The following is a 24,186-nucleotide window of genomic DNA, read 5'->3' as shown; positions in this document are numbered from 1 at the left end:
GGGCACCCGATCGGCGGCTTCCCCGCGCGTCACCATCAAGTTGTCAGGGTCTTTTTCCGATACCTGAAGACGTGACGTGAACAGTGGAAGGACGCTCGAATGAATGCGCTGAGTCGGATGAAGGTGGGTCGACAGCTTGCCCTGGGCTATGGGCTGGTGATCCTGCTGATGGTCGTCATGGCTGGCCTGACCTTCCGCGAACTGCTGAGGGTGGAGGCGGACAGCCATGTGCTGCTGACCGAGCAGGCCGAGCGCCTGGCCCTGGCCCAGGAGTGGCGCGAGAACATCGTCGTCAACTCCCAGCGGGCCCTGGCCATCGGCGTCACCGCCGACGCCCGCCTGGCCGATTTCTTCAAGGATGCGGTCAAGACCACCACGACGCGCACTTCCGAGATCCAGAAGCGCTACACCGAGATGGAGACCTCGCCCGAGGGTCTGCAAGTCCAAGCCCGGTTGGGCGAGGCGCGCAAGCTGTACCTGGCCGAGCGTGACGCCGTGCTCAAGGCCCAGGGCGATGCCGATGTCCGTCTGGTCGCGGGCCAGAAGTTCCGGGCGGTGGCCGACGGCTACATCGTCGAGGCCACCGAGATGGTGAAGTTCCAGCTGGGCCGCAGCGCCGCGCTGGGCCGGCAGATCGACGCCGAGCTGGCCGCCGCCCGCAACACCCTGTGGGGGGTGACGGCGGTTTGCGCACTGCTGGCGGCGGCCCTGGGCTGGAGCCAGGTGCGCAGCATCACCACGCCGCTGGCCCGGCTGCAGGACGCCGCCCAGGCCATCGCCCAGGGTGACCTGAGCCGCGAAGTGCCGACCCTGGCGGGCGATTCCGAGGCTGCGCGCCTGATGCAGGACGTGGCGCAGATGCAGGTCGCGCTGCGCAACCTGGTCAGCCAGGCCCGTCAGGCGACCGATTCGATCGAGGTGGCCAGCCGCGAGGTGGCCGCCGGCAACACCGACCTGAGCGCCCGCACCGAACAGGCCGCCTCCAGCCTGGAGGAGAGTGCCAGCTCGATGGAGGAGCTCACCGGCACCGTCAAGCACACCGCCGAGGCCGCCCAGACCGCCAACCGCCTGGCCGATGGCGCCGAAACCGTGGCCCAGCAGGGGGGGGCGGTGATGCAGCAGGTGGTGGCCACCATGGATGGCATCCACCAGGCCAGCCAGAAGATCGCCGACATCATCGGCGTGATCGACGGCATCGCCTTCCAGACCAACATCCTGGCCCTGAACGCGGCGGTGGAAGCCGCCCGCGCCGGCGAGCAGGGCCGCGGCTTCGCGGTGGTGGCCGGCGAGGTGCGCAGCCTGGCCCAGCGCAGCGCCGAGGCCGCCAAGGAGATCAAGACCCTGATCGGCGCCAGCGTCGAGCAGGTGGGCAGTGGCTCACGCCTGGTCAGCGATGCGGGGCAGACGATCCGCCAGGTGGTGGACAGCGTGGCGCAGGTGCGCCAGATCGTCAGCGAGATCTCGGTGGCGGCCAGCGAACAGAGCCGCGGCATTGCCGAGATGAACACCGCCGTGTCCCACCTGGACCAGATGACCCAGCAGAACGCGGCCCTGGTCGAACAGTCGGCCGCGGCCTCGGAAAGCCTGCGGCAGCAGGCCGGTCAGCTCGCGCAGGTCATCAGCGGCTTCCGCTTGCCGGCCTGAGCCTGCCCACCGGCCCCGCCAGTGCTTCAGTGCGCGGTGGCCGGGTCGATCGGCTCGTAGCGCTGGCCCTGCAGCAGGGCGATGGGCGAGCGCCAGTAGACGTCGATGTTGTGCAGCGGGTCGGTCAGGATCTTGGTCATCCAGGCCAGGCCCCAGGCCGGGCTGCGCAGGAAGCACAGTTGCAGCGTGCGCAGCAGCACGCCGCCGCTGCCCAGGGCCAGCCACAGCAGGCCCAGGTCGTGCCAGTAGCCGTTGAGGCCCAGCACGCCGACGGTGCCGGTGCTGGGCGTGATCAGACCGAACAGGTCGCGCCGGGCCCACAGCAGCAGCGGCAGCGCCAGCCACACGCCGATCAGGATGGCCTTGCGCCGCATGTTGTAGCCGGCCTTGAAGCCTTCCTTGGCCGCGTAGCTGCAGCCGTTGATGCTGTCGTAGCCCTTGGGCTCGAAGAAGATGTGGCCCGACTGGCGGCTGACCATGCCCACGCACCAGCCGACGATGGCGGCGGCGGCCGGGTCCACGAACAGCAGGCCATAGGCCAGCAGGAAGCTGAAGGCGCTGATCAGGTGCAGCGTCTGGTTGATGCGGCACTGGTGGTAGTAGCGGTGGTCGTCCCAGCGCAGGGTGCGCACCTTGTCGAGGAAGTCATGCACGGTGTGTGGCTCCGCAGAGATTGAAACCCCGCCAGCGTGACCACGCGCTGTGACGGTTGCGGGTCGTCTGCATGACGGCTGCGTGGCACCCGGTGGGCCTCTGCGCCAGATCAAACCCGGTGAGGCCGCCGATGTGGGCTTTGTCGCAAACACGCCAAGGCGCGATCGTCCCGCCACGGCGCCAAGTGCTTGATCTGCCACGGCTTCCGTGGCGCGGCGGGGCTGGCACCGAAGCTGCATAGAGACCGACACCGCACCACGCTTGCACTGCGTCAGGAGGCTCCCCATGTCCGCGTCGCTCAAAGCCAAGATCGCCCAGGTCTTCGATGAACCCGGTTGCGACAAGAACCAGGGCAAGGGCGAGAAGGAGCGCAAGAAGGGCTGCACCAAGCAGCTCACGCCAGGGGCCGCGGCCGGCGGTTGCGCCTTCGACGGCGCCAAGATCGCGCTGCAGCCCATCGTCGACGTGGCCCACCTGGTGCACGGCCCCATCGCTTGCGAGGGCAACAGCTGGGACAACCGGCACAGTGCCTCCAGCGGCTCGCAGGTCTATCGCACCGGCTTCACCACCGACATCAACGAGCTCGACGTGATCTACGGCGGCGAGAAGCGCCTGTTCAAGTCCATCCGCGAGATCGTCGAGAAGTACGACCCGCCGGCCGTCTTCGTCTACCAGACCTGTGTGACCGCGCTGATCGGCGACGACATCGAGGCCGTTTGCAAGCGCGCCACCGAGAAGTTCGGCAAGCCGGTCATTCCGGTCAACGCGCCGGGCTTTGCGGGCCCGAAGAACCTGGGCAACAAGCTGGGCGCCGAGAGCGTGCTGGACTATGTCATCGGCACCGAAGAGCCGGCGACCACCACGCCCTACGACATCAACATCATCGGCGAGTACAACCTCTCGGGCGAGCTCTGGCAGATCAAGCCGCTGCTGGACGCGCTGGGCGTGCGCATCCTGTCCTGCATCTCGGGCGATGGCCGCTACCACGAGATCGCCACCGCGCACCGGGCCAAGGCCAACATGATGGTCTGTTCCAAGTCGATGATCAACATCGCCACGCGGATGCAGGACCGCTACGGCATCCCGTACTTCGAGGGCTCGTTCTACGGCATCTCCGACATGAGCACCACGCTGCGCGAGATCGCGCGGCTGCTGGTGGAGCGCGGTGCCGACCCCGAGCTGAAGGACCGCACCGAGGCCCTGATCGCCGCCGAGGAAGCGCGGGCCTGGGAGCGCATCCGCGCCTACCGCGAGCGCCTGGCCGGCAAGAAGGTGCTCTTGATCACCGGCGGCGTGAAGAGCTGGTCGGTCGTCTCGGCGCTGCAGGAGGCCGGCCTGCAGGTGGTGGGCACCTCGGTGAAGAAGTCCACCAAGGAAGACAAGGACAAGATCAAGGAGATCATGGGCGACGATGCCCACATGATCGACGACATGACCCCGCGCCAGATGTACGCCATGCTGCGCGAGGCCAAGGCCGACATCATGCTCAGCGGCGGGCGCAGCCAGTTCATCGCCCTCAAGGCCCGCATGCCCTGGATGGACATCAACCAGGAGCGCCACCACGCCTTCGCCGGCTACGAGGGCATGGTGACCATGGTGGCCGAGATCGAGAAGGCCCTGTTCAACCCGATGTGGGCGCAGGTGCGCACGCCGGCGCCCTGGGAGCTGGAAGACCCGCTGCTGCGCGAGCAGGACGCGGCGCAGCTGGCCAGCGAGGCGGCGGCGGGCTGAGGCCTTTGTTGCTGGTGGTGGGCTGTTGAAGGGGCTGCCTGCGCAGGGCAGTGGCGGGGGCGGCGGATGGGGCATGTCCCGCCCTCATGTCCCCCGCCCCCGGACGGTGTCCGAGGGCTCCTCCTTGACTTCGGGCGGAACACGCCCCATCCGCCGCTGGCCATCGGTGTGCCCTGTTGACCGGGCCAGTGAGATACGTGTGCCTGGCGTCCTCGCCCTCGCGGACAACTCCGCAGTCAGCCTCTCCGCAGTCCAACGTCTGCAGTGCGATGACCGCAGTTCGCTGACCGCAGTCCGATGATCCCGATCGAACCGTCTCAGGCCGCGTGCAACACCGGCGCCGGTCCCGCCAGGCAGACCCGGTCGCGCCCTTCGCGCTTGGCCTGGTAGAGCGCCGCATCGGCGCGGCGCACCAGGTCCACCTCGGCCACGTCGCTGGGACGCAGCAGGGCCACACCGAAACTGGCGGTCAGTGGCGTCTTCAGCTGCTCATGTGCCCGCAGGGCCAGCGATTCGCGCAGCCGTTCGCAGCTGCGCAGCACGCCCTCCACCGACGGGCTCAGCCAGATCAGCAGGAATTCCTCGCCGCCCCAGCGGCCCACGCTGTCATAGGGGCGCAGCTGCTCGCGCAGGGTCTCGCCAGCCAGGGCCAGGGCGTGGTCGCCGGCTTCATGGCCCTGCAGGTCGTTGATGCGCTTGAAATGGTCCAGGTCCATCATCGCGATGGCCAGGCCGCAGCCGGTGCGCCGGTGCTGCTCCCAGGCCGCTTCCAGCCGCTCCTCGATGGCGCGGCGATTGAGCACCCCGGTCAGGTGATCCACCCGGGCACCTTCGCGCAGTCGGGTCAGCAGCCGGCCCACCAGCAACACCAGGAAGGCGATGTTGAACACGCCCGACATCACCATCGTCAGAATGGCATTGGGCGTGCGGGCCGCGGCCCGCATGGCCTGCAGGTCGGCATCGTCGAGCTCGGTGCGGCCCCACAGCGAGAGCAGGCCCAGCAGGGCGGTGCTCCACAGCGGCGCCAGCAGCACCGTGGTGGTCCAGGCGCGGTGGCTGCGCCGCAAAGGATTCCAGCTGAGCGCCGCATAGGACAGCAGCATCAGCGACAGGCCCAGGCTGTAGGGCACGCCTTCCCAGCGGGCTTGGATGGCTGGTCCCCGGCCCAGCACGGCCACCGCCGCGATGCCTGTGCCCGTGGCCAGCAGCAGGGGCAGACCCCAGCGGTCCAGGCGGGCCCGGCCCGACACGAACACGTCCAGGCCCCTCACCGCCGCGGCAAAACCCAGCACCGAGGTCAGCAGGGCGGCCACCGGCGGGGCCGTGCCTGCGCTCAGGGCCGGCAGGGCCAGGAACACCGAACCCGCCTGCAGGGCCCCATAGGCCATCCAGTGCAGCATGGCCGGGCGTTCCTCGACGATCAGCCAGGCGGCCAGGGCCCATCCCGCGGCATAGAGCGCGAGCTGGATTCCGCACAGGGCTTCGATGGGCATGGTGGGTCTTTTTCCGATCTCACCCTATTTCGGCAGGGTGGGGGGTCACTGAAGGTGTCGGGGCGTGACAGAGGCTGCACAGGTGGACTTTGTCTCAAATCCGCCAATCCCTCGCTCCATGCTCGCCTGATCAGCGGCATCCTGGGCCGCCCAGTTTTCCAAGTGATTGATTTTGCTCACTTTCAGAGCCTGGCACCAAACCTGCGATGCAGCGTCTGAACCCGCTTGTGCAGGAGTGCCCATGGCCCATGTCAGCGAATCCAAGAAGGCGTGTGCGGTCAACCCGCTGAAGATGAGCCAGCCCCTGGGCGCGAGCTACGCCTTCATGGGCCTGCAAAGCTGCATGCCCGTCATGCACGGCTCGCAGGGTTGCACCTCCTTCGGCCTGGTGCTGCTGGTGCGCCACTTCAAAGAGGCCATCCCGCTGCAGACCACGGCGATGAACGAGGTCACCACCATCCTGGGTGGCTACGAGAACATCGAGAAGGCCATCCTCAACATCCGCCAGCGGGCCAAGCCGCAGCTGATCGCCATCTGCTCCACTGGGCTGACCGAGACCAAGGGCGACGATGTGGAGGCCTACATCGAGCTGGCCCGCCAGAAGCACCCGGAACTGGCCGACACCGAGATCGTCTACGTCTCCACGCCCGACTACGTGGGCGCCTTCCAGGATGGCTGGGCCCACGCGGTGACAGCGTTGGTGAAGCACCTGCCCGAAGCCGGCCGCCCCACCGTGGCCGGCCGCGTGGCCGTGCTGCCGGGCGTCCACCTGACGCCGGGCGACCTGGAAGAACTGCGCGAGATCATCGAGTCCTTCGGACTGACGCCGCTGATCGCCCCGGACGTCTCCGGCTCGCTGGACGGCCACATCCCGGACGACTGGCTGGGCACCACCTTGGGCGGCACGCCGCTGGCCGACCTGAAGGCCCTGGGCACGGCCGAACACTGCCTGGCCCTGGGCGAGCAGATGCGCGAGGCTGCCGAGAAGCTGCAGGCGCGCTGCGGCGTGCCCTTCACCCTGTTCGACCGCCTGACCGGCCTGACCGCCACCGACGCGCTGATGCAGCGCCTGTCCGAGCTCTCCGGCCGGCCGGTGCCCGCCAAGTGGCGGCGCCAGCGCGGCCAGCTGGTCGACGCGATGCTGGACGGCCACTTCCACTTTGGCAACAAGCGGGTGGCCCTCGGCGCCGAGCCCGACCTGCTGTGGGACGCGGGCAGCTTCCTGGCCGAGATGGGCGTGGAGCTGTCGGTCTGCGTCACCACCACCCAGAGCCCGGTGCTGGCACGCATGCCCGCCAACGAGGTGGTGATCGGTGACCTGGAAGACCTGGAGCTGGCGGCCAAGGCGGCCGGCTGCGATGTGCTGATCACCCACGCGCACGGCCGCCAGGCCTCTGAGCGCCTGGGCCTGCCGCTGTTCCGCCTGGGCATCCCCATGTTCGACCGCATCGGCAATGCCCACATCTGCCACGTTGGCTACCGCGGCACGCGCAACTTCGTCTACGAGCTGGGCAACCTGTTCATCGACCTGATCCACCACCACCACGCCGACGACTGGCCGCTGCCGGCGCTGTCGCTGGCCGCCGCCCAGGGGCAGGTGGCTGCGGCCATGCCCGGCGTGGCCCATGTGCCGGCCCAGATTCCCCGTGCACGGCCTGCCGACGCGGCGGTGTGACCCTCCCTTCCATCCACCCGAGGAGCCTGCCATGAAAGTGGCTTTCGCAACCCAGGACGAGCAGCGTGTCGACGCCCACTTCGGCTGGGCCAAGCACCTGGCGATCTACGACGTGACGCCCGAGGGCTTCAGCTTCGTGCAGACCTTCCACTTCGGCGAGGACCTGGCCGAGGACGGCAACGAAGACAAGCTCGCGCCCAAGCTGGATGCCATCCACGACTGCGCCATCCTCTACGTGGCGGCCATCGGCGGCAGTGGCGCGGCGCGTGTGGTGGCGATGAAGATCCACCCGATCAAGGTGCCCCAGCCTGAACCCATCCTGGACATCCTGGAGAAGCTGCAGGAGGTGCTCAAGGGCACCCCGCCGCCCTGGCTGCGCAAGGCGCTGGTCAAGGGCCAGGAAGTGACCCACGACTTCGAGGAGTGAACCCATGAACGACGCTGTCGCGACCCCCGCCGCGGAGGCCTCTGACGAGGCCCTGCTGCAGCAGGACCCCTTCATCCGCGAGCTGGTCAAGCAGCTGCGCGCCCAGGACACCCACGGCACCTGGGAAGGCAAGCCCGACCTCAAGCTGCTGGAGCCCTACATCCTGACCGCCGAGCAGCGCAAGGCGCTGCCGATGATGGGCGATCCGGACCCCGAGACCCTCTGGCGCGTGGACCTGTTCCACAACGCCATTGGGCTGTGCATCGAGCGGGCCACCGGCTGCATGGTCAGCCCGATGATGAAGATGAGCCACGAGGGCTTCGGCCGTGCGGTGCTCACCACCGGGCGCCTGATCGTCGTGAACCGCTACCTGCGCGATGTGCACCGCTTCGGCTATGCCAGCCTGGCCAAGCTGGCCGAGGCCGGCAACAAGCTGGTGGCCGAAGGCGTCGGCATGGTCGAGAAGTACAAGGAGGTGGCCACCTATGGCTGACATCGACACCCTCAAGACCGAGGTCAAGAAGCTCAACGCCAAGGCCACCCAGGCCAAGATGGATCTGCACGACCTGTCCGAGGAACTGCCCACCAACTGGGAAAAGATCCTCGAGGTGGCGCAGACCGCCCACGATGCCCACGCCAAGCTGATGGCCGCCCGCAAGGCGCTGGCCGACGCCACCCCCGCCTGAGCCGGAGCCCCACCATGTCCGCCTTTCAAGTCACCCTGCCCAGCGGCGCCGAATGGACGCCCACCTTTGTGCAGGAACTTAACGAAGACAAGTGCATCGGCTGCGGCCGCTGCTTCAAGGTCTGCCCCCGTGGCGTGCTGGAACTGGTCGGTCTGACCGAGGACGGCGAACGCATCCACGTCGATCTGGACGACGACGAGGACGAGGAATACGAGAAGAAGGTGATGACCATCGCGCACCAGGAGTTGTGCATCGGCTGCACCGCCTGCGCGAAGATCTGCCCCAAGAAGTGCTACACGCACGCCGCGGCCGAGGTCTGAGCCATGGCCCAGCCGGCACTGCGCACCGACTTCGCTGACCGCCTGGCCCGCCGGGGCGATGAGGTGGAGGATGTGCGTGGCCTGCTGCTGGCCCATGCCGACCCGGCAGCCGGCCCGGCCGAGATGGCCTGGCTGGTGGCCCAGGCGGTGGCCGTGGCCTGCCTGGGCGACGACCACCTCTGGCAGGACCTGCAGCTGGCCCACCGCGGCGAGCTGGGGGCCCTGCTGCGCCACTGGTTCCCCTCGCTGGTGGCGCTGAACACCGGCGACATGAAGTGGAAGAAGTTCTTCTACCGCCAGCTCTGCCAGCAGGCCGAGATCCTGATCTGCAAGTCGCCCAGCTGCGCCGTCTGCTCGGACCACGCGCAGTGCTTCGAGGCCCCCGAGGACACCGCGGCCGCCCCCATGCCGCTGCCGGCTGCCACCGTGGGTGGCCTGGGCGTGCACCCTCACTGACCCCATCGACCGACGGCGGGTCGGCATTGGCCCGCGGTTTGCTTGTCCTTCGTTATATACGTCAAAATACAGCGAATGTGGCAAACCCTACAGACCCTGGACTGGGCCCCATTCTGGCTCTCGCTGAAGGTGGCGGGCGTGGCGACGGCGCTGGCCTGGTTCTTCGGGGTGGGCCTGGGCTGGGTCTTCGCCCGCACCCAGCTGCCCGGGCGGGGCGTGCTCGAAGCCATCTGCATGCTGCCGCTGGTGTTGCCGCCCACGGTGATCGGCTACGCCATCCTGCTGGCCGCCGGCCGGCGCAGCCCGTTGGGCAGCTGGCTGCACGAGCACCTCGACTACTCGATCATCTTCAGCTGGCACGGGGCGGTGGTGGCCTCGGCCATCGTGGCCCTGCCGCTGGTGCTCAAGTCGGCCAGCGCGGCCTTCGGCCAGGTGGACCACCAACTGGAGGCGGCGGCCCGCACCCTGCGGCAGTCGCCCTGGTCGGTCTTCCTGCGCGTGACGCTGCCGCTGGCCGGGCCGGGCATCGTCGCCGGCACCCTGCTGGCTTTCGCCCGCGCGATGGGCGAGTTCGGCGCCTCGCTGATGGTGGCGGGCTCCATCCCGGGCAAGACGCAGACCCTGTCGATGGCCATCTACGACTCGGTGCAGGCCGGCGAGGACGACATCGCGCTGGCCCTGGTGCTGGTCACCTCGGTGCTGTCGGTCTCGGTGCTGGTGCTGTCGAATGGGTTGCTGGCCCGCAAGAACTGAATGTCCTTTCCATTTCTGGAGGTGTTGTCCATGTCATTCCGTGAAACCGCGCTGCGCCGCCGCTCCCTGGTGAGCACTCTGGGGGCGCTGGCCCTGGGCCTGTCCAGCCTGGCGGCCTCGGCCCAGCAGCTCACCGTCTCGGCCGCGGCCAGCATGACCAATGTGCTCAAGGACCTGGGAGCCAAGTACGAGGCTGCCCATCCGGGCGTGAAGCTGCAGTTCAACTTCGCCGCTTCGGGCGTGCTGTTGCAGCAGATCAGCCAGGGTGCGCCGGTGGACCTGTTCATCAGCGCTGACGAGGCGACGGTGGACAAGGGCATCGGCCAGAAGCTGTTCGATGCCCCGTCCCGCAAAACCCTGGCCACCAACACGGTGGTGCTGATCCTGCCGGCCCAGGACCCGAAGCCGGTGACCGGTCTGGCCGACCTGTACGGCAGCGGCGTGAAGCGCATTGCCGTGGGCAAGCTGGCGAGCGTCCCGGTGGGCCGCTACACCAAGGAATCGCTGGAGTCGGTGCACCTGTGGAACGCGCTGGAGCCGAAGTTCGTCTTTGCCGACAGCGTGCGCCAGGTGCTGGACTATGTGTCGCGCGGCGAAGTGGACGCCGGTTTCGTCTATTCGACCGATGCGGCCATCATGCCCGACAAGGTCAAGGTGGTGATGACGGTGGGGGGCCACAAGCCGGTCACCTACCCGATGATCCTGGTCAGCGACAGCAAGCAGAAGGCCGCCACCGAGAAGTTCGCTGCCTATCTGCTGAGCCCGCCGGCCCAGAAGGTGCTGGCTGCCGCGGGCTTTGGCAAGCCCTGAGGCCGCGAGGGCGGATCGGACCGAGGCAGTACCCGCATGATCGACGTTGACCTGCAGCTGGCCATGGCCGACCGCCACCGGCATTTCGAGCTGGCGGTGCGCTTTGCCAGCGATGCGCCGGTGCTGGCCCTGTTCGGCCCCTCGGGCGCGGGCAAGTCGTTGACTCTGCAGGCCATCGCCGGGCTGATCCAGCCGCAGGGCGGCCATGTGCGCATCGGTGGCCGCACGCTGTTCGATGCCCAGACGCGCGTGGACCTGCCCGCCGCCCAGCGGCGTGTGGGCTACCTGTTCCAGGACTACGCACTGTTTCCCCACCTCACCGTGCTGCAGAACGTGGGCTTCGGGCTGACGAGCTGGCGCCAGCGCCGGCTGCGACCGGCCGACGCCGAGCGCGTGGATGGCCTGCTGGAGACCTTCGGCCTGACGGGTCTGGCCCAGGCCCGGCCGGGGGCGCTCTCGGGCGGCCAGCGGCAGCGTGTGGCCCTGGCCCGCGCCCTGGCCTGCGAGCCCGAGCTGCTGCTGCTGGACGAACCCTTCGCGGCACTCAACCCGATGCTGCGCCAGAGCCTGCGCCAGGAGCTGGCGCTGGTGCGCGAGCGCTGGCGCGTTCCGATGCTGCTGATCACCCACGACGTGGAGGACGTGCTGGCCCTGGCCGACGTGGCCTGCGTGCTGGAGCAGGGGCGGGTGGTGCGCGAAGTGAACGTCCACCGGGGCATCAGTCGCGAGGTGCTGCACGGCGGCCTCGGCCTGTCACCGCCCCCTGTGGAAGACGACCGCACCCGTGCCGTGCGCCGCTTGCTGGCGCAGGCGGGGCCACCATGAGCCCGGCCCTCGCAGGCCCCTGGGCCGGCGGACTGGAGGACGAGCGCCTGCGCGCCCTGCTGCGCGAGGACGCGCCCCACGGCGACCTCAGCACGCGGTCGCTGGGCTTGGCTGGCCGGCCGGCACAGATCCACTTCCACGCCCGAGGGCCGGGGGTGGTGGCCGCCATCGAGGCCGCCACACGCCTGCTGCAGCTCTGCGGTGTGGCCGCCCAGCCCGCCGTGGCCAGCGGCGCGCGGGTGGACGATGGCGCGCTGCTGCTGGCCGGACAGGGGCCGGCCGAGGGCGTGCTGCTGGGCTGGAAGGTGGCCCAGAACCTGGTGGAAGCGGCCAGCGGCATGGCGCGCGGCGCTGCTGCCATCGTGGATGCCCTGCGGGCTGAGGGCTCGGACATTCCGCTGGCCTGCACCCGCAAGGCCCCGCCGGGCACCCACTGGTGGGCGGCGCAGGCCATCGAGGCCGGGGGCGCGGTGATGCACCGGCTGGGGCTGTCGGAAACGCTGTTGGTCTTTCCGGAACACCGGGCCTTGCTGCCGGCCGGCGAGGTGAGCGCGCGCCTGCAGGCCCTGCGCCATCAGCAGCCGGAAAAGCGCCTGGTGGTGGAGACCGGGGACGAGGACGAGGCCCTGGCCCTGGCCCGGCTGGGCGTGGATGTGCTGCAGCTCGAACGCTTCACCCCCGAGGCGGTGGCCCGGCTGCACCAGGCCCTGCGGGCCGAGGGCCTGGCCACGCGCCTGGCGCCCGCCGGCGGCGTGAACCGGGGCAACGCCCTGGCCTATGCCCGCGCCGGGGCCGATTTGCTGGTCAGTTCGGCGCCGTACTTCGCGCCGCCGGCCGAGGTGCAGGTGCACATCGGCCCGGCTGACGCGGCCTGAGGGCGCTCAGGCCGGCGTGCGGAACCAGGCGCGCACCTCCTCGAAGGGGTAGCGGCGCAGCGGCGCGCGCCGGGCCCGGGGCGCCAGCAGATGCAGCGACAGCGGCTCGGCCCAGCGCCACAGATCGGCCCGCAGGCTGCGCGGCCAGCCCACATCGTCGAAGCTGTGCCAGAGCTGCACCAGCCAGATCTCGCGCCCCACCTCGTCCAGCAGCACCGGCAGACCGCCACCGGCCTGCAGCCGGCTGTGGTGCTGGCTGTAGTACAGCGGGCCGCCGCAGGACTCGATCACGAAATCGGCCACCCGGTCGGCCACGCAGTCGAAGCAGTCCTGCACGTCGGCCAGCAAGGGGGTCAGGCGCAGGCGGGTCATGTGGCGGTGCACCAGGCGGCGGATGCCCGCCTCGCCGCACAGGGCCAGCACGCTGTGCGCGGGCAGGGGCACCTCGGGCAGCAGGCAGGGGGCCGCCGTGACGAAGCCGTCCGCGAGCCGGGTGGGCCCGGCGTCCTGCCGCACCGGCCACCGCAGCGTGCGCTGGCAGACGTGGTCACAGGGCTGCCAGCGTGCGGGGACGGGGAGATCGGGTGGAGACTGCGAAGCCATCGGGGGCGTGTGTCGTGTTTGTCGGGTTGGGTGCAGGCCTCAGGCCGATGGCAGCGGGCTGGGGGCGGGATGGGGGCCTTCGCGCACCACCCGGGGGCGACAGCTGTCCAGCCGGTCCGCCCGGTCCAGCAGCGTCAGCCACTGGCCGTTGGACAGACGCCAGGCGATGCGCCGCTCACGCAGCACCGCCACCTCCAGCGGGAACTCGTCGATGTCGAAGCGGTCTTCGGTCACGGTGTGGGTGTGACGCAGGTAGCAGCGCTGCCCTTGCGCATCCAGCCCCACCACCATGCGGGCATGGGCCGGCGCGTCCTCGTGGCTCTCGTAACGGATGGGCGGCACCACCTGCACCGCGTAGTCCGCAGGCAATTCGTCCAGCCAGGCCAGGGGGTCGATGGCGGTTTCAGGCATGACGGGGCCCCTGCGCGGGCCGCAACCGGCGGGCCTCCAGATCGACCTGCACAGCCTGCCCCACGCAGGGGCGCCAGAGTGCGGCCTCGCCGGCCGTCAGCGGCAGGCGCAGGAACTGCCAGCCGGCCAGGGCCAGCACGGCTTCGGCGCCGCCCGGGCGCGGGTGGATGCCCCGCAGGCAGGCGGTCTGCAAGCGGGGGAGGGAGCTGACCTGGGGCATGGGGCCTCCTTGTCGCGTTATATACATGAAACTATAGCGAAACGAATCATGCAATGCCCGTGCCAGTGGATGTCGAAGGTGGTCGCCGCCATCGCGGACCGCGCCGACGCCTGCTTCCTGATGCCTTTCTGACGGGGGTGCCGTTATCGTTGAGGCCATGCACGCATCCCCTTCTTCCGACCCGGGGCCCACCGGGGCGCTCCCGGCCTGGCGCCTGGCGGCGGCACTGGGTCTTTGGCTGGCTGGCTGGGGCGCCTTGCTGCTGGGGGGTGGCCGGCTGGACCTGGCCAACCAGGCGCTGATCCTGCTGGCCTGCGGGGCCCTGGCCGCCGTCTGGCTGCCCGTGGGCCTGAGCATTGCGCTGGGTGGGCTGGGCACGCTGCTGTTCAACTGGCGCTTCGTGCCGCCGCAGGGCACCTTCCGGGTGGATGGGGGGCAGAACCTGGGCCTGCTGCTGGGCATGCTGCTGATCCATGCCGAGGTGGCCCTGCTGCTGGGTGCGCAGCGACGCGAAGCCGCGCGGGCCCGCCGCCATGCCCGCGAGGCCGAGGCCCTGCGCCGCTGGAGCGAGCGCCTGCGCGAGGGCGACGAGGAACCCCTGTCCCTGCTGCCGGAGCTGGGCGATCAGCTGCACCAGGCCTGTGGGGCGGCTGTGAGCGTGATGGCCTGGCCGCCGGGGCCCCGGGCGCCAGGGGCGGAGCCGGCCGGGGGCGACTGGGCCGTCGCGGGCGAAGCCGGCGATGATGAAACCCGCGCCGCCCTGCGTCACACCCTGGCCGAAGCCCGCCCGATGGGGCCGGGCACCGGCTACCACGAAGGGCTTGGCTTCTGGGTGCTGCCCCTGCGTGGCACGCGCCAGGCCTGGGGCGCCGCGGCCCTGCGGGGCGAGGCCGTGCAGGCCGAGGCCCAGGCGCTGCGCCTGCACCTGCAGGCCCTGTGCGACCTGTGGGGTGCGGCCCGCCAGCGGGCCCAGGCGGCGGCCGACGAGCAGGCCGCCCGGGGGCGCGAGCAGGCCCAGGGCCTGCGCAATGCCCTGCTGGCGGCGGTCTCGCACGACCACCGCACGCCGCTGGCCACCATCCTGGCCGCGGCCTCGTCGCTGGAAACCCAGGGCGAGCGCATGGCGCCGGCGCAGCGCCAGCGCCTGGCCCGCACCATCGTCGAGGAGACCGAGCAGCTCGGCCGGCTGACCGACAACACCCTGCAGCTGGCCCGGCTGGAGGCCCCGGGCCTGCAGCTGCGCCTGGACTGGGAATCTCCGGAGGAGGTGGTGGGCGCGGCCCTGCACCGCCTGCGCCGCCGCTGGCCCGAGGCCCGGGTGAGCGGCCGCACCGAGCCCGATCTGCCCCTGCTGCACTGCGACGCGCTGCTGCTGGCGCAGCTGCTCGACAACCTGCTGGACAACGCGCTGCGCCACAGCCCGCCGGAGGCCCCGGTGGAGGTGCTGGCGCGGCGGCAGGAGGGGCGCATCGTGCTGGCGGTGCGCGACCGTGGCCCCGGCGTGCCCGCGGCCTGGCGTGACAAGGTTTTCGAGCCCTTCCAGCGCGGCCCGGATGGGGTCGTGCCAGCGGGCCACCGGTCCGGGGCCGGCCTGGGGCTGGCCGTCTGCCGGGCCATCGCCCGGGCGCATGGTGGCGAGATGCGGGTGCGGCCCCGCGCCCATGGCGGCAGCGCCTTCGAGTGCTGGCTGCCGGTGCAGCCGCAGCCGGCCGGGCCGGAACCCATGGCGACGAACGAGGCCGGAGGCCCGGCATGAGCCGCCGCGTGCTGCTGGTGGAGGACGACCGCGAGCTGCGCAGCACCTGGCAGGCCGCGCTGGCGCTGGAGGGCTTTGCGGTGCGCACCGCGGCCAGCCTGGCCGAGGCCCAGGCCCTGTGGCGCCATGCCGGTGAGGCGCCGCCCGAGCTGGTCATCCTGGACCTGGGCCTGCCCGATGGCGAGGGCGAGGACTTCCTGGCCCAGGTGCGCCGCCAGGGCCAGGTGCCGGTGCTGATCGTCTCGGCGCGCCAGGCCGATGCCCACAAGATCCGCCTGCTGGACGCCGGGGCAGACGACTACCTGGTCAAGCCCTTCAGCGTGGGCGAGCTGCTGGCCCGCATGCGGGTGGCCTGGCGCCACCGCGGCACCACGGTGAACCCCGCGGCCCTGCACTACCGGCACGGCGAGGTCTGCATCGACCTGACCGAGCGGCGGGTGACCCGGGCCGGCGAGCCGGTGCGGCTCACGCCCACCGAGTTCGGCCTGCTGGCCCGGCTGGTGCGCAGCGCCGGCCAGGTCGTCACCCACCGGCAACTGCTGGCCGATGTGTGGGGCCCCGAGGCGGTGGAGCAGACCCAGTACCTGCGCCTGTACATGGGCCAGCTGCGCGCCAAGCTGGAGGCCCAGCCCTCGGCCCCGCGCTGGCTGCTGACCGAGCCCGGCGTGGGCTACCGTCTGGCAGATCCGGCAGATCCGGCCGATCCGGCGGAGCCCGCCGAGGACGCCGCCGCCGGCTGAGGCCCGGATGCCGCTTATGCGTTCCTGATGTCGGCCGGCCCACACTGCCGACATGAGTTCCGACCCACGATCCTCCTCCGGCGCGCCTGCGGCGCATGGCCCGCTGGGCGCCCTGGTGCTGAGCGCCATCGGCGTCGTCTACGGCGACATCGGCACCAGCCCGCTCTACACCATGGCCGAGGTGTTCTCGCCGGCCAACGGCGTGCCGCTGACGGCCGAGGCCGTGACCGGCGCGGTGTCCACCCTGTTCTGGGCCCTGATGTTCGTCGTCACCCTCAAGTACGTGGTGCTGGTGCTGCGGGCCGACAACCGAGGCGAGGGCGGCATCCTGGCCCTGACCGCGCTGGCGGCCCAGGTGGCGGGTGGCCGGCCGGGGCGGCGGGCGGCCCTGCTGATGCTGGGCGTGTTCGGCGCCACCCTGTTCTACGGGGACAGCGTGATCACCCCCGCCATCTCGGTGCTGGGTGCGGTGGAGGGCCTGGTGGTGGTCGCGCCTGGCCTGTCGCATGCGGTCCTGCCGCTGTCGCTGGTGGTGCTGGTGGCTCTGTTCGCCATGCAGCGGCACGGCACGGCCGCGGTGGGGCGGCTGTTCGGGCCGGTCATCGTGCTGTGGTTTCTGACGCTGGGGGGCACCGGCCTGTGGCAGATCCTGCGTGAGCCGGCCATCCTGGCCGCGCTCAACCCGCTGCACGCGGCCCGCTTTCTGGCGGAGCGGGGCTGGCATGTGTTCGCTGCGCTGGGGGCCATCGTGCTGGCGCTGACCGGTGCCGAGGCCCTCTATGCCGACATGGGCCACTTCGGTCGCCGCCCCATCCAGTTGGCCTGGACTGGGCTGGTGCTGCCCGCGCTGGCCCTGAACTACCTGGGTCAGGGCGCGCTGCTGCTGCAGGACCCGGCAGCCCTGGCCAACCCGTTCTTCCACATGTTCCCGCCGGCCTGGCAGCCCGCGGCGGTGGTGCTGGCCACGCTGGCGGCGATCATCGCCTCGCAGGCGGTGATCTCGGGCGCTTTCTCGATGACCCGGCAGTCGATGCTGATGGGCTTTTTGCCGCGCATGGCGGTGCGCCACACCTCGGCCCGTGAGCAGGGCCAGATTTACCTGCCGCTGGTGAACTGGGCCCTGCTGGTGGGGGTGCTGGCGGCGGTGCTGGCTTTCCGCAGCTCGGCCGCGCTGGCCGGGGCCTATGGCGTGGCGGTGACGCTGACCATGCTGATCACCACGGTGCTGGCCTACGTGGTGGTGCGCCGGGCCTGGGGGCTGCCGGCCTGGGTGGTGGGGCCGGTCACGGCCCTGTTCCTGGTGGTGGACGTGGCGTTGTTCGCTGGCTGCGCGATCAAGTTCGTCGACGGGGGCTGGTTCCCGCTGGCGATGGCGGCGCTGTTCTTCACCCTGATGAGCACCTGGCGCCACGGCCGTGCCCTGGTGCTGGAGGCCATTCGCCGCGATGGCCTGGAGCTGGCGCCCTTCGTGCAGGAGCTGGCCGCCAGCACCACGCCGCGGGCCAGCCGGGTGGCCGTCTACGCGGTGGCCGACCCGAGCACCGTGCCGCAGGCTCTGCTGCACAACCTCAAGCACAACCAGGTGCTGCACGAGCGCAACGTCATCCTGAACGTGCGCTTTGCCGACCAGCCCTGGGTGGACCCGGCGCAGCGCGCTGAGGTGGAAGCGCTGGCGCCCGGCTTCTGGCGGGTGCGGCTGCTGTTCGGCTTCATGGAGACGCCCGACGTGCCGCATGCCCTGGCGGCCTGCGCGGCCCAGGGCCTGGACGTGCCGCTGTTCGACACCAGCTACTTCCTGAGCCGCGAGACGGTGGTGCCCACGCCGGGCGAGGGCATGGTGGCCTGGCGCGAACGCCTGTTCGCCGCGATGAGCCGCAATGCCGGCAATGCGGCCGGTTTCTTCCAGCTGCCCGACAACGCGGTGGTGGAGCTGGGCACCCGGGTGCAGATCTGAGCGGAGCCGCTCAGGGCACCAGCACCGCTGCGCCCACCAGCTCACCGGCGCGCAGCTGGCGCAGGGCCTCGTTGGCCTGCGTCAGCGGGAAGACGGTGGTCGTCACGTCCAGCTTCAGCGTGCGGGCCGCGGCCAGGAACTCCTCGCCATCGGCCCGGGTGAGGTTGGCCACCGAGCGGATCTGCCGCTCTTCCCACAGCAGGCGGTAGCGGAAGGCCGGGATCTCGCTCATGTGGATGCCGGCGCAGACCACCGTGCCGCCCTTGCGCAGCTGGGCCAGCGAGATGGGCACCAGCGCGCCCACGGGGGCGAAGATCAGCGCGGCGTCCAGCGGCTCGGGTGAGGGTTCGTCCGAACCGCCGGCCCAGACAGCGCCGAGCGACCGCGCCAGGGCCTGCGCGGCCGTGTCGCCCGGCCGGGTGAAGGCCAGCACGCGGCGGCCCTGCTGGCGGGCCACCTGGGCGATCAGATGGGCGGCGGCGCCGAAGCCGTACAGGCCGATCGCCTGTGCATCGCCGGCCATGCGCAGCGCGCGCCAGCCGATCAGTCCGGCGCACATCAGCGGCGCGGCGTGCACGTCGTCCAGGGCCAGGCCTTCGAGTGAAAAGCAATATTGCGCGTGGGCCACGACATGGGTGGCGAAGCCGCCGTCGCGCCCGTAGCCGGTGAAGACCGGCGTGTCGCACAGGTTCTCCTGGCCGCGCCCGCAGTAGAAGCAGTGGCCGCAGGTGCCGCCCAGCCAGGGCACGCCCACCCGCTCGCCCAGCGCCAGGCCGCTCACGCCCGGGCCGAGGGACTCCACCGTGCCGACGATCTCGTGGCCGGGCACGATGGGCAGGGGGCCGGGCGGCAGGTCGCCGTCGACCACGTGCAGGTCGGTGCGGCAGACGGCGCAGGCCCGCACCGCCAGGCGCACCTCACCGGGGCCGGGTTCGGGCCGGGGGCGGGTCTGGGGGACCAGGGGTTGGCCGATGGCCGGTAGCGTCATCGCGAGCATCGTGTGCACCTCGGGCAGGGCAGGGATGCGGACGATTGTGCGACGTCCCCTCGGGCCGGGGGCTGCGCAGCGTCAGCCGGCGTGGCGCCGGGCCAGGTCCTCGGGGGTGTTGACGTTGAGGAAGGCGGCGCCGTCGTCGAAGGCGACCTCCACCGTGCGGTGGCGGCCCAGCCAGTCGCGCACGCGGCGGCCGCCCTGGCCCAGGTAGGCGGCCAGGTCCTCGCGCAGCGCGGTGCGGGCCAGGCAGAAGACCGGGTGCAGCTTGGGGGCCCAGGTGCCGGCCTCGTCCGGTGCCGGGGCCACGGCCACCGCCAGGTCGGCCTGCTGCGCGGCGACTGCGGCGGCCAGGCGGGCCACCAGGTCGGTTGGAAAGTCCGGGCAGTCGCAGGGCACGCTGGCCAGCCAGGGCGTCTGCGCGTGGGTCATGCCGGTGAGCAGGCCGGCCAGGGGGCCGGGCTGGTCGGGCAGGGTGTCGGGCCACACAGGCACGCCCAGGGCCTGGTAGTGCGCCAGGTGGCGGTTGGCGCTCAGGGCGGTGGCGCCCACCTGCGGGGCCAGGCGCTGCAGCGCCCGGGCCGCCAGGGCCTGGCCGTGCAGGGTCAGCAGACCCTTGTCCTGCCCGCCCATGCGCCGCCCCTGGCCGCCGGCCAGCACCAGGCCGGTGATGGCCTCGCGGGCGATCGCATCCGGCACAGGCGCTCGCTCAGGTGTTCTTCGAGACGGTGATGGTGGGGAACTTGGACGAGAAGTCCTTGGCCCGCTGCGCCACCTTGACCGCCACCTGGCGGGCCACGCTCTTGTAGAGGCCGGCGATTTCGCCGTCGGGCTGGGCGACTACCGTGGGGTTGCCCGCGTCAGCCTGCTCACGGATGGACAGGTTCAGCGGCAGGGCGCCCAGGTAGTCCACGCCGTACTCGGTGGCCATCTTCTTGCCACCCTCGGCGCCGAAGATGTGCTCGGTGTGGCCGCAGTTGGGGCAGCAGTAAACGGCCATGTTCTCGACGATGCCCAGGATGGGCACGCCCACCTTCTCGAACATCTTCAGGCCCTTCTTGGCGTCCAGCAGAGCGATGTCCTGCGGCGTGGTGACGATGACCGCGCCGGTGATGGGCACGCGCTGGCTCAGGGTCAGCTGGATGTCGCCGGTGCCCGGGGGCATGTCCACCAGCAGGTAGTCCAGCTCCTTCCAGTTGGTCTGGCGCAGCAGCTGGTCCAGGGCTTGGGTGGCCATGGGGCCGCGCCAGATCATGGCCTCGTCCTGTGCCACCAGGAAGCCGATGGAGTTGACCTGCACGCCGTGGTTCTGCAGCGGCTCCATGCTCTGGCCGTCCAGCGTCTCGGGGCGCTGGCCCGACAGGCCCATCATCATCGGCTGGCTGGGGCCGTAGATGTCGGCGTCCAGGATGCCGACGCGGGCGCCTTCGGCCGCCAGGGCCAGGGCCAGGTTGACGGTGGTGGTGCTCTTGCCCACGCCACCCTTGCCGGAGGCCACGGCGATGATGTTCTTCACGCCTGGCAGCAGGGCCACGCCGCGCTGCACCTGGTGCGGGGTGATTTCGCTGCGGATGTCGATCTCGACCGGGCCGGCGAGGCCGGCCTGGCGCAGGGCGCCGGTCAGTTGCTGGCGCAGGTTGTCGTGCAGGCTGCGGGCCGGGTAGCCCAGCACCAGCTCGAAGCTGGCGCCTTCGCCGCCCAGGCGCAGGTTCTTGATCTGCCGGGTGCTGACGAAGTCCTTGCCGGTCAACGGGTCGATGACGGCTTGCAGGGCTTGGAGGACGGCGGGTTCGGTCAGGGCCATGGCGTCGGGTGCGCAGCGGTGTGGGTCAAACAGGACGCCAGTCTAGCGAGCCGCGGACACCCGAGTGCCCGGCGGGGCCGAAGCCCCTGCCGGTACCGTGCCGACGCCGCGCCGCTCAGCGCAGGAACAGGCGGTAGATCGGGTTGTCCGTCTCGTCCACGCAGGGGTAGGCCAGGCCGTCCAGGAAGGCCTTGAAGGCCCTCTTGTCCGACTTGGGCACCTGCAGGCCCACCAGGATGCGACCGTAGTCGGCGCCCTGGTTGCGGTAGTGGAACAGGCTGATGTTCCAGTCCGGGCTCATGGCCGAGAGGAAGCGCATCAGCGCGCCCGGGCGCTCGGGGAATTCGAAGCGGTAGATGCGCTCGTCCTCGGCCAGGTCGCTGCGGCCGCCGACCATGTGGCGCACATGCTCCTTGGCCAGCTCGTCGTCGGTGAGGTTGACGGTGGCGAAGCCGTGGCGCTGGAAGCTGCGGGCGATCTTGTCGGCCTCGTCGGGCTTGCTGATCGAGATACCGACGAAGACGTGGGCCTGGCGGGTGTCGGAGATCCGGTAGTTGAACTCGGTGACGCTGCGCGAGCCCACCAGTTCGCAGAAGCGGCGGAAGCTGCCGCGCTCCTCGGGGATGGTGACGGCGAACAGGGCTTCGCGCTGCTCGCCGTACTCGGCCCGCTCGGCGACGAAGCGCAGGCGGTCGAAGTTCATGTTGGCGCCGCAGGCGATGGCCACGAAGGTCTGGCCCTTGCACTTGTGGGTGGCCACGTACTGCTTGAGGCCGGCCACGCCCAGGGCACCGGCGGGTTCGACCACGCTGCGGGTGTCCTGGAAGATGTCCTTCATCGCCGCACAGAGCTCGTCGGTGGTGACACGCACATAGTCGTCCACCAGCTCGCGGGCCAGGCGGAAGGTCTCCTCGCCCACCAGCTTGACGGCGGTGCCGTCGGAGAACAGACCCACGTCGCCCAGCGTCACGCGCCGGCCGGCCTCGACCGAGCGCGCCATCGCGTCGGAGTCGATGGTCTGCACGCCGATGACCTTGATCTCCGGGCGCACGGCCTTGATGTAGGCGGCCACGCCCGAGATGAGGCCGCCGCCGCCGATGGCGACGAAGACCGCGTCGATCGGGCCTTCGTGCTGGCGCAGGATCTCCATCGCGATGGTGCCCTGGCCGGCGATGACGTCCGGGTCGTCGAAGGGATGGACGAAGGTCAGGCCTTGTTCCTGCTGCAGCTCGACGGCACGGGCGTAGGCGTCGGAATAGCTCTCACCAGCCAGCACCACTTCGCCGCCCAGCGCGCCCACGGCGTCGATCTTGAGCTTGGGTGTGGTGGTGGGCATCACGATGACCGCCCGGCAACCCATGCGCTTGGCACTCAGCGCCACGCCCTGGGCGTGGTTACCGGCGGAGGCGCAGATCACGCCGCGCTTCAACTGCTCGGGCGTGAGGTGGGCCATCTTGTTGTAGGCCCCGCGCAGCTTGAAGCTGAACACGGGCTGCAGGTCCTCGCGCTTGAGCAGCACCTGGTTGCCCAGGCGGCGACTCAGGGTGCGGGCCGCGTCCAGCGGCGATTCGATCGCCACGTCATAGACCTTGGCGGTCAGAATTCGGCGGAGGTAGTCGATGCGGCTGGGCGCGGGGCTGCGGGACGGGGTTGCTTTCTGGGGCGCGCGCGAACTGCGGCGCGCCGGGGTGGCGCCAGCCATGGGAATCTCCTGGATGCGGTGAGGGACGAGGGATGTCGCATCGCCCGGCGTGTCCAGGCGATGCCCAAGGACCGCATGGTAGTCGGCCGGAACCGCCCAGAAAAAAGCCCGGAGCCGCGAAGCTCCGGGCTGAATCCACCAATGGAGGAGGTGGAGGAGACAACCGGGGCATTGATCGGTAAACCATCAATGCGATGGCAATCAGTGTACACCCGTGGGATGTTGCGCTGCAATGACGGTGTGTTTTCCCGGATACGGCATGTGACGCAATTCCGGCTTGCCGATAATCGCCGGCCCGGGGGCTCTGCTGGTGCCCGGCTGAACATGAGGAACGACGATGGAGTGCACGATCCACTGGGTGCCGGATGCCGGCATGGCGATGATGGCGGTGACGGGCAGTGGCCACACCCTGGTGATGGATGGCGCGCCGGAAGGTGGCGGACGTAACTTGGCGCCACGTCCGATGGAGACGTTGTTGGCTGGTGCCGGTGGTTGCACCGCCTATGACGTCGTGCTGATCCTCAAGCGTGGCCGGCACGACGTGCGGGACTGCCGCGTGCAGCTCAAGGCCGAGCGGGCCGAGACCGACCCCAAGGTGTTCACGAAGCTGCATCTGCACTTCGTGGTGACGGGCAAAGGCCTGCCGCAGGTGGCGGTGGAACGCGCGGTGGCGCTGTCGCACGAAAAGTACTGCTCGGCCACTGCGATGCTGGGGCGTACCGCGGAGATCACCACCAGTGTCGAGGTGAAGGAGGCGGCCTGAGCCGCCCGCGCTGCCTCAGATGTAGTGCGCGGTGGTGGTCATGACCTTGGCCGCCAGGCGCATGGCCTGACGCATGGGCCAGGGCAGTTCATGGCCACCGGCCGCCTGGGCGGACTCGGCGTGCCGGACTTCGTCGTCCTTCATCTGGGCCACGATGGCCCGCGAGGCGGCGTCTTCCTCCGGCAGGCGTGACAGGTGCTCGGCCAGATGGGCCTCCACCTGGCGCTCGGTCTCGATCACGAAACCCAGGCTCCAGCGGTCGCCGGCCCGGGCGGCCAGGCTGCCCAGGGCAAAGGCGCCGGCGTACCAGAGCGGGTTCAGCCAGCTGCGATGCGTTCCCAGTTCGTCCAGGCGGCGACTGGTCCAGGCCAGATGATCCACCTCGTCCTGCGCAGCTTCGCGCAGGTGCTGGCGCTGCGCGGAAGAACGGCTGCCCAGGGCCTGGGCTTCGTAGAGTGCCTGGGCGCAGACCTCGCCCACATGGTTCACCCGCATCAGGGCGCCGGAAAGGCGCTGAGCCTCTGGCGGCAGGACGGCGGGGGGAAGACCCAGAGCCGGGCTGGTCCGACGCGCCTTCGCACCCCCTGAAACGGTCCGCAACATGGTGTCTGCGGTGCTGATCCAGTCGTCAATCGTGGTGTTCATCGTTGGCCTGTCTTGATCAGCGCCGCCGCGCCTGATCAAAAATCTAGGGAGGGGACTGGTGGAAACACTGATTCCTGGGCTAGGATTATGACAATCCTGCTACAGGCCGATCCCGTTGTGTGTCGGCAACGCCCGCGCCCCGTTTCCGTGGAAAGACTTTGCCAGACGCCGTTGTGCTCTGGTGCAATAGCGTCAGCTTCCGCGATGGGCCGTTCACCCACCTGAGATGTTTCGCAACCGAATGTGTT

Annotated in this window: 26 protein-coding genes; 16 read left to right on the top strand and 10 right to left on the bottom strand. The window is 70.4% G+C overall.

Features of this window, described 5'->3' with window-relative positions; all coding sequences use genetic code 11:
* The first annotated feature begins 99 nt into the window (after positions 1-99).
* A complete protein-coding gene (locus M0L44_RS22100) occupies positions 100-1,644 on the top strand; it encodes a methyl-accepting chemotaxis protein (protein ID WP_290429050.1) in 1,545 nt (514 codons plus the stop codon).
* Positions 1,645-1,670: 26 nt separating this feature from the next.
* Here the strand turns inward: M0L44_RS22100 and M0L44_RS11275 are convergent, their stop codons facing one another.
* Entirely contained in the window at positions 1,671-2,297 is a 627-nt protein-coding gene (locus M0L44_RS11275) for a hypothetical protein (protein WP_252769809.1), read from the bottom strand.
* Positions 2,298-2,583: 286 nt separating this feature from the next.
* Between M0L44_RS11275 and nifE the strand changes: the two genes are divergently transcribed.
* Positions 2,584-4,029, top strand: coding sequence for a nitrogenase iron-molybdenum cofactor biosynthesis protein NifE (gene nifE / locus M0L44_RS11270; protein WP_252769808.1), 1,446 nt, complete (start codon positions 2,584-2,586; stop codon positions 4,027-4,029).
* Between the two features lie 317 nt (positions 4,030-4,346).
* Here the strand turns inward: nifE and M0L44_RS11265 are convergent, their stop codons facing one another.
* Positions 4,347-5,522: a GGDEF domain-containing protein gene (locus tag M0L44_RS11265; protein ID WP_252769807.1), complete on the bottom strand. Its 1,176-nt coding sequence runs from the start codon at positions 5,520-5,522 to the stop codon at positions 4,347-4,349.
* Between the two features lie 241 nt (positions 5,523-5,763).
* Between M0L44_RS11265 and nifN the strand changes: the two genes are divergently transcribed.
* The 10 genes from nifN (at position 5,764) to modD (ending at position 12,349) form a co-directional block, all read left to right on the top strand.
* On the top strand, positions 5,764-7,197 hold the full coding sequence (gene nifN, locus M0L44_RS11260; protein WP_252769806.1) for a nitrogenase iron-molybdenum cofactor biosynthesis protein NifN: 1,434 nt from the start codon (positions 5,764-5,766) through the stop codon (positions 7,195-7,197).
* Positions 7,198-7,228: 31 nt separating this feature from the next.
* The gene (gene nifX, locus M0L44_RS11255; protein WP_252769805.1) at positions 7,229-7,624 is read left to right on the top strand and encodes a nitrogen fixation protein NifX; all 396 of its coding nucleotides are present in this window, start codon (positions 7,229-7,231) and stop codon (positions 7,622-7,624) included.
* A 4-nt stretch (positions 7,625-7,628) separates the two neighbouring features.
* Positions 7,629-8,117 (top strand): NifX-associated nitrogen fixation protein, encoded by a 489-nt coding sequence (locus tag M0L44_RS11250; protein WP_252769804.1) that lies wholly within the window; start codon positions 7,629-7,631, stop codon positions 8,115-8,117.
* A complete protein-coding gene (locus M0L44_RS11245) occupies positions 8,110-8,310 on the top strand; it encodes a CCE_0567 family metalloprotein (RefSeq protein WP_225864774.1) in 201 nt (66 codons plus the stop codon). The genes M0L44_RS11250 and M0L44_RS11245 overlap by 8 nt, the downstream gene beginning before the upstream one ends.
* A gap of 14 nt (positions 8,311-8,324) precedes the next feature.
* Positions 8,325-8,630, top strand: a complete 306-nt coding sequence (gene fdxB, locus M0L44_RS11240; RefSeq protein ID WP_151122677.1) for a ferredoxin III, nif-specific — start codon at positions 8,325-8,327, stop codon at positions 8,628-8,630.
* A gap of 3 nt (positions 8,631-8,633) precedes the next feature.
* Complete coding sequence (locus M0L44_RS11235) at positions 8,634-9,086, top strand: nitrogen fixation protein NifQ (RefSeq protein ID WP_252769803.1); 453 nt, start codon at positions 8,634-8,636, stop codon at positions 9,084-9,086.
* 75 nt (positions 9,087-9,161) lie between these two features.
* A complete protein-coding gene (gene modB / locus M0L44_RS11230) occupies positions 9,162-9,839 on the top strand; it encodes a molybdate ABC transporter permease subunit (RefSeq protein ID WP_252769802.1) in 678 nt (225 codons plus the stop codon).
* Between the two features lie 30 nt (positions 9,840-9,869).
* Positions 9,870-10,649, top strand: coding sequence for a molybdate ABC transporter substrate-binding protein (gene modA, locus M0L44_RS11225; protein ID WP_252769801.1), 780 nt, complete (start codon positions 9,870-9,872; stop codon positions 10,647-10,649).
* A gap of 36 nt (positions 10,650-10,685) precedes the next feature.
* Positions 10,686-11,474 (top strand): ABC transporter ATP-binding protein, encoded by a 789-nt coding sequence (locus M0L44_RS11220; RefSeq protein WP_252769800.1) that lies wholly within the window; start codon positions 10,686-10,688, stop codon positions 11,472-11,474.
* Positions 11,471-12,349 carry a ModD protein gene (gene modD, locus M0L44_RS11215; RefSeq protein WP_252769799.1) on the top strand — a complete coding sequence of 293 codons (879 nt, stop codon included), beginning with the start codon at positions 11,471-11,473 and terminating at the stop codon, positions 12,347-12,349. Before M0L44_RS11220 ends, modD begins: the two co-directional genes overlap by 4 nt.
* A 6-nt stretch (positions 12,350-12,355) precedes the next feature.
* On the opposite strand, the gene M0L44_RS11210 is transcribed toward modD, so the two are convergent.
* From M0L44_RS11210 to M0L44_RS11200, 3 genes are read right to left on the bottom strand one after another with little or no spacing between them, the layout of a single operon-like run.
* Positions 12,356-12,952 (bottom strand): globin family protein, encoded by a 597-nt coding sequence (locus M0L44_RS11210; RefSeq protein ID WP_252769798.1) that lies wholly within the window; start codon positions 12,950-12,952, stop codon positions 12,356-12,358.
* A gap of 39 nt (positions 12,953-12,991) precedes the next feature.
* Positions 12,992-13,363, bottom strand: a complete 372-nt coding sequence (locus M0L44_RS11205) for a hypothetical protein (protein ID WP_252769797.1) — start codon at positions 13,361-13,363, stop codon at positions 12,992-12,994.
* Positions 13,356-13,583: a hypothetical protein gene (locus M0L44_RS11200; RefSeq protein ID WP_252769796.1), complete on the bottom strand. Its 228-nt coding sequence runs from the start codon at positions 13,581-13,583 to the stop codon at positions 13,356-13,358. Before M0L44_RS11200 ends, M0L44_RS11205 begins: the two co-directional genes overlap by 8 nt.
* 157 nt (positions 13,584-13,740) lie before the next feature.
* Here M0L44_RS11200 and M0L44_RS11195 point away from each other — a divergent pair, with 157 nt between their 5' ends.
* From M0L44_RS11195 to M0L44_RS11185, 3 genes are read left to right on the top strand one after another with little or no spacing between them, the layout of a single operon-like run.
* Complete coding sequence (locus M0L44_RS11195; RefSeq protein ID WP_252769795.1) at positions 13,741-15,339, top strand: ATP-binding protein; 1,599 nt, start codon at positions 13,741-13,743, stop codon at positions 15,337-15,339.
* A complete protein-coding gene (locus M0L44_RS11190) occupies positions 15,336-16,079 on the top strand; it encodes a response regulator (RefSeq protein WP_252769794.1) in 744 nt (247 codons plus the stop codon). Before M0L44_RS11195 ends, M0L44_RS11190 begins: the two co-directional genes overlap by 4 nt.
* 52 nt (positions 16,080-16,131) lie before the next feature.
* A complete protein-coding gene (locus M0L44_RS11185) occupies positions 16,132-18,033 on the top strand; it encodes a potassium transporter Kup (protein WP_252769793.1) in 1,902 nt (633 codons plus the stop codon).
* A 10-nt stretch (positions 18,034-18,043) separates the two neighbouring features.
* Here M0L44_RS11185 and M0L44_RS11180 read toward each other — a convergent pair whose 3' ends face one another.
* The 4 genes from M0L44_RS11180 to ilvA form a co-directional block, all read right to left on the bottom strand.
* Entirely contained in the window at positions 18,044-19,030 is a 987-nt protein-coding gene (locus M0L44_RS11180) for a zinc-dependent alcohol dehydrogenase family protein (RefSeq protein ID WP_252770040.1), read from the bottom strand.
* 72 nt (positions 19,031-19,102) lie between these two features.
* A complete protein-coding gene (mobA, locus tag M0L44_RS11175; RefSeq protein ID WP_252769792.1) occupies positions 19,103-19,723 on the bottom strand; it encodes a molybdenum cofactor guanylyltransferase MobA in 621 nt (206 codons plus the stop codon).
* A 10-nt stretch (positions 19,724-19,733) separates the two neighbouring features.
* On the bottom strand, positions 19,734-20,828 hold the full coding sequence (apbC, locus tag M0L44_RS11170; protein WP_252769791.1) for an iron-sulfur cluster carrier protein ApbC: 1,095 nt from the start codon (positions 20,826-20,828) through the stop codon (positions 19,734-19,736).
* A gap of 115 nt (positions 20,829-20,943) precedes the next feature.
* Positions 20,944-22,530 (bottom strand): threonine ammonia-lyase, biosynthetic, encoded by a 1,587-nt coding sequence (gene ilvA, locus M0L44_RS11165; RefSeq protein WP_252769790.1) that lies wholly within the window; start codon positions 22,528-22,530, stop codon positions 20,944-20,946.
* Between the two features lie 337 nt (positions 22,531-22,867).
* Here ilvA and M0L44_RS11160 point away from each other — a divergent pair, with 337 nt between their 5' ends.
* Positions 22,868-23,293 (top strand): OsmC family protein, encoded by a 426-nt coding sequence (locus M0L44_RS11160; protein WP_252769789.1) that lies wholly within the window; start codon positions 22,868-22,870, stop codon positions 23,291-23,293.
* Between the two features lie 15 nt (positions 23,294-23,308).
* On the opposite strand, the gene coq7 is transcribed toward M0L44_RS11160, so the two are convergent.
* Entirely contained in the window at positions 23,309-23,938 is a 630-nt protein-coding gene (gene coq7, locus M0L44_RS11155) for a 2-polyprenyl-3-methyl-6-methoxy-1,4-benzoquinone monooxygenase (RefSeq protein ID WP_252769788.1), read from the bottom strand.
* Positions 23,939-24,186: the final 248 nt, after the last annotated feature.

The sequence above is a fragment of the Ideonella oryzae genome (assembly GCF_024055665.1).
GTDB classification, from domain to species: domain Bacteria; phylum Pseudomonadota; class Gammaproteobacteria; order Burkholderiales; family Burkholderiaceae_C; genus Ideonella; species Ideonella oryzae.
This window is presented reverse-complemented; position numbering and strand designations above follow the sequence as displayed.

Excerpts from the sequence above, each read along its gene's own strand:
- M0L44_RS22100 (WP_290429050.1), top strand. The coding sequence starts at position 100 with ATGAATGCGCTGAGTCGGATGAAGGTGGGTCGACAGCTTGCCCTGGGC.
- nifE (WP_252769808.1), top strand. The coding sequence starts at position 2,584 with ATGTCCGCGTCGCTCAAAGCCAAGATCGCCCAGGTCTTCGATGAACCC.
- M0L44_RS11265 (WP_252769807.1), bottom strand. The coding sequence starts at position 5,522 with ATGCCCATCGAAGCCCTGTGCGGAATCCAGCTCGCGCTCTATGCCGCG.
- nifN (WP_252769806.1), top strand. The coding sequence starts at position 5,764 with ATGGCCCATGTCAGCGAATCCAAGAAGGCGTGTGCGGTCAACCCGCTG.
- nifX (WP_252769805.1), top strand. The coding sequence starts at position 7,229 with ATGAAAGTGGCTTTCGCAACCCAGGACGAGCAGCGTGTCGACGCCCAC.
- M0L44_RS11250 (WP_252769804.1), top strand. The coding sequence starts at position 7,629 with ATGAACGACGCTGTCGCGACCCCCGCCGCGGAGGCCTCTGACGAGGCC.
- M0L44_RS11245 (WP_225864774.1), top strand. The coding sequence starts at position 8,110 with ATGGCTGACATCGACACCCTCAAGACCGAGGTCAAGAAGCTCAACGCC.
- fdxB (WP_151122677.1), top strand. The coding sequence starts at position 8,325 with ATGTCCGCCTTTCAAGTCACCCTGCCCAGCGGCGCCGAATGGACGCCC.
- M0L44_RS11235 (WP_252769803.1), top strand. The coding sequence starts at position 8,634 with ATGGCCCAGCCGGCACTGCGCACCGACTTCGCTGACCGCCTGGCCCGC.
- modB (WP_252769802.1), top strand. The coding sequence starts at position 9,162 with ATGTGGCAAACCCTACAGACCCTGGACTGGGCCCCATTCTGGCTCTCG.
- modA (WP_252769801.1), top strand. The coding sequence starts at position 9,870 with ATGTCATTCCGTGAAACCGCGCTGCGCCGCCGCTCCCTGGTGAGCACT.
- M0L44_RS11220 (WP_252769800.1), top strand. The coding sequence starts at position 10,686 with ATGATCGACGTTGACCTGCAGCTGGCCATGGCCGACCGCCACCGGCAT.
- modD (WP_252769799.1), top strand. The coding sequence starts at position 11,471 with ATGAGCCCGGCCCTCGCAGGCCCCTGGGCCGGCGGACTGGAGGACGAG.
- M0L44_RS11210 (WP_252769798.1), bottom strand. The coding sequence starts at position 12,952 with ATGGCTTCGCAGTCTCCACCCGATCTCCCCGTCCCCGCACGCTGGCAG.
- M0L44_RS11205 (WP_252769797.1), bottom strand. The coding sequence starts at position 13,363 with ATGCCTGAAACCGCCATCGACCCCCTGGCCTGGCTGGACGAATTGCCT.
- M0L44_RS11200 (WP_252769796.1), bottom strand. The coding sequence starts at position 13,583 with ATGCCCCAGGTCAGCTCCCTCCCCCGCTTGCAGACCGCCTGCCTGCGG.
- M0L44_RS11195 (WP_252769795.1), top strand. The coding sequence starts at position 13,741 with ATGCACGCATCCCCTTCTTCCGACCCGGGGCCCACCGGGGCGCTCCCG.
- M0L44_RS11190 (WP_252769794.1), top strand. The coding sequence starts at position 15,336 with ATGAGCCGCCGCGTGCTGCTGGTGGAGGACGACCGCGAGCTGCGCAGC.
- M0L44_RS11185 (WP_252769793.1), top strand. The coding sequence starts at position 16,132 with ATGAGTTCCGACCCACGATCCTCCTCCGGCGCGCCTGCGGCGCATGGC.
- M0L44_RS11180 (WP_252770040.1), bottom strand. The coding sequence starts at position 19,030 with ATGCTCGCGATGACGCTACCGGCCATCGGCCAACCCCTGGTCCCCCAG.
- apbC (WP_252769791.1), bottom strand. The coding sequence starts at position 20,828 with ATGGCCCTGACCGAACCCGCCGTCCTCCAAGCCCTGCAAGCCGTCATC.
- ilvA (WP_252769790.1), bottom strand. The coding sequence starts at position 22,530 with ATGGCTGGCGCCACCCCGGCGCGCCGCAGTTCGCGCGCGCCCCAGAAA.
- M0L44_RS11160 (WP_252769789.1), top strand. The coding sequence starts at position 22,868 with ATGGAGTGCACGATCCACTGGGTGCCGGATGCCGGCATGGCGATGATG.
- coq7 (WP_252769788.1), bottom strand. The coding sequence starts at position 23,938 with ATGAACACCACGATTGACGACTGGATCAGCACCGCAGACACCATGTTG.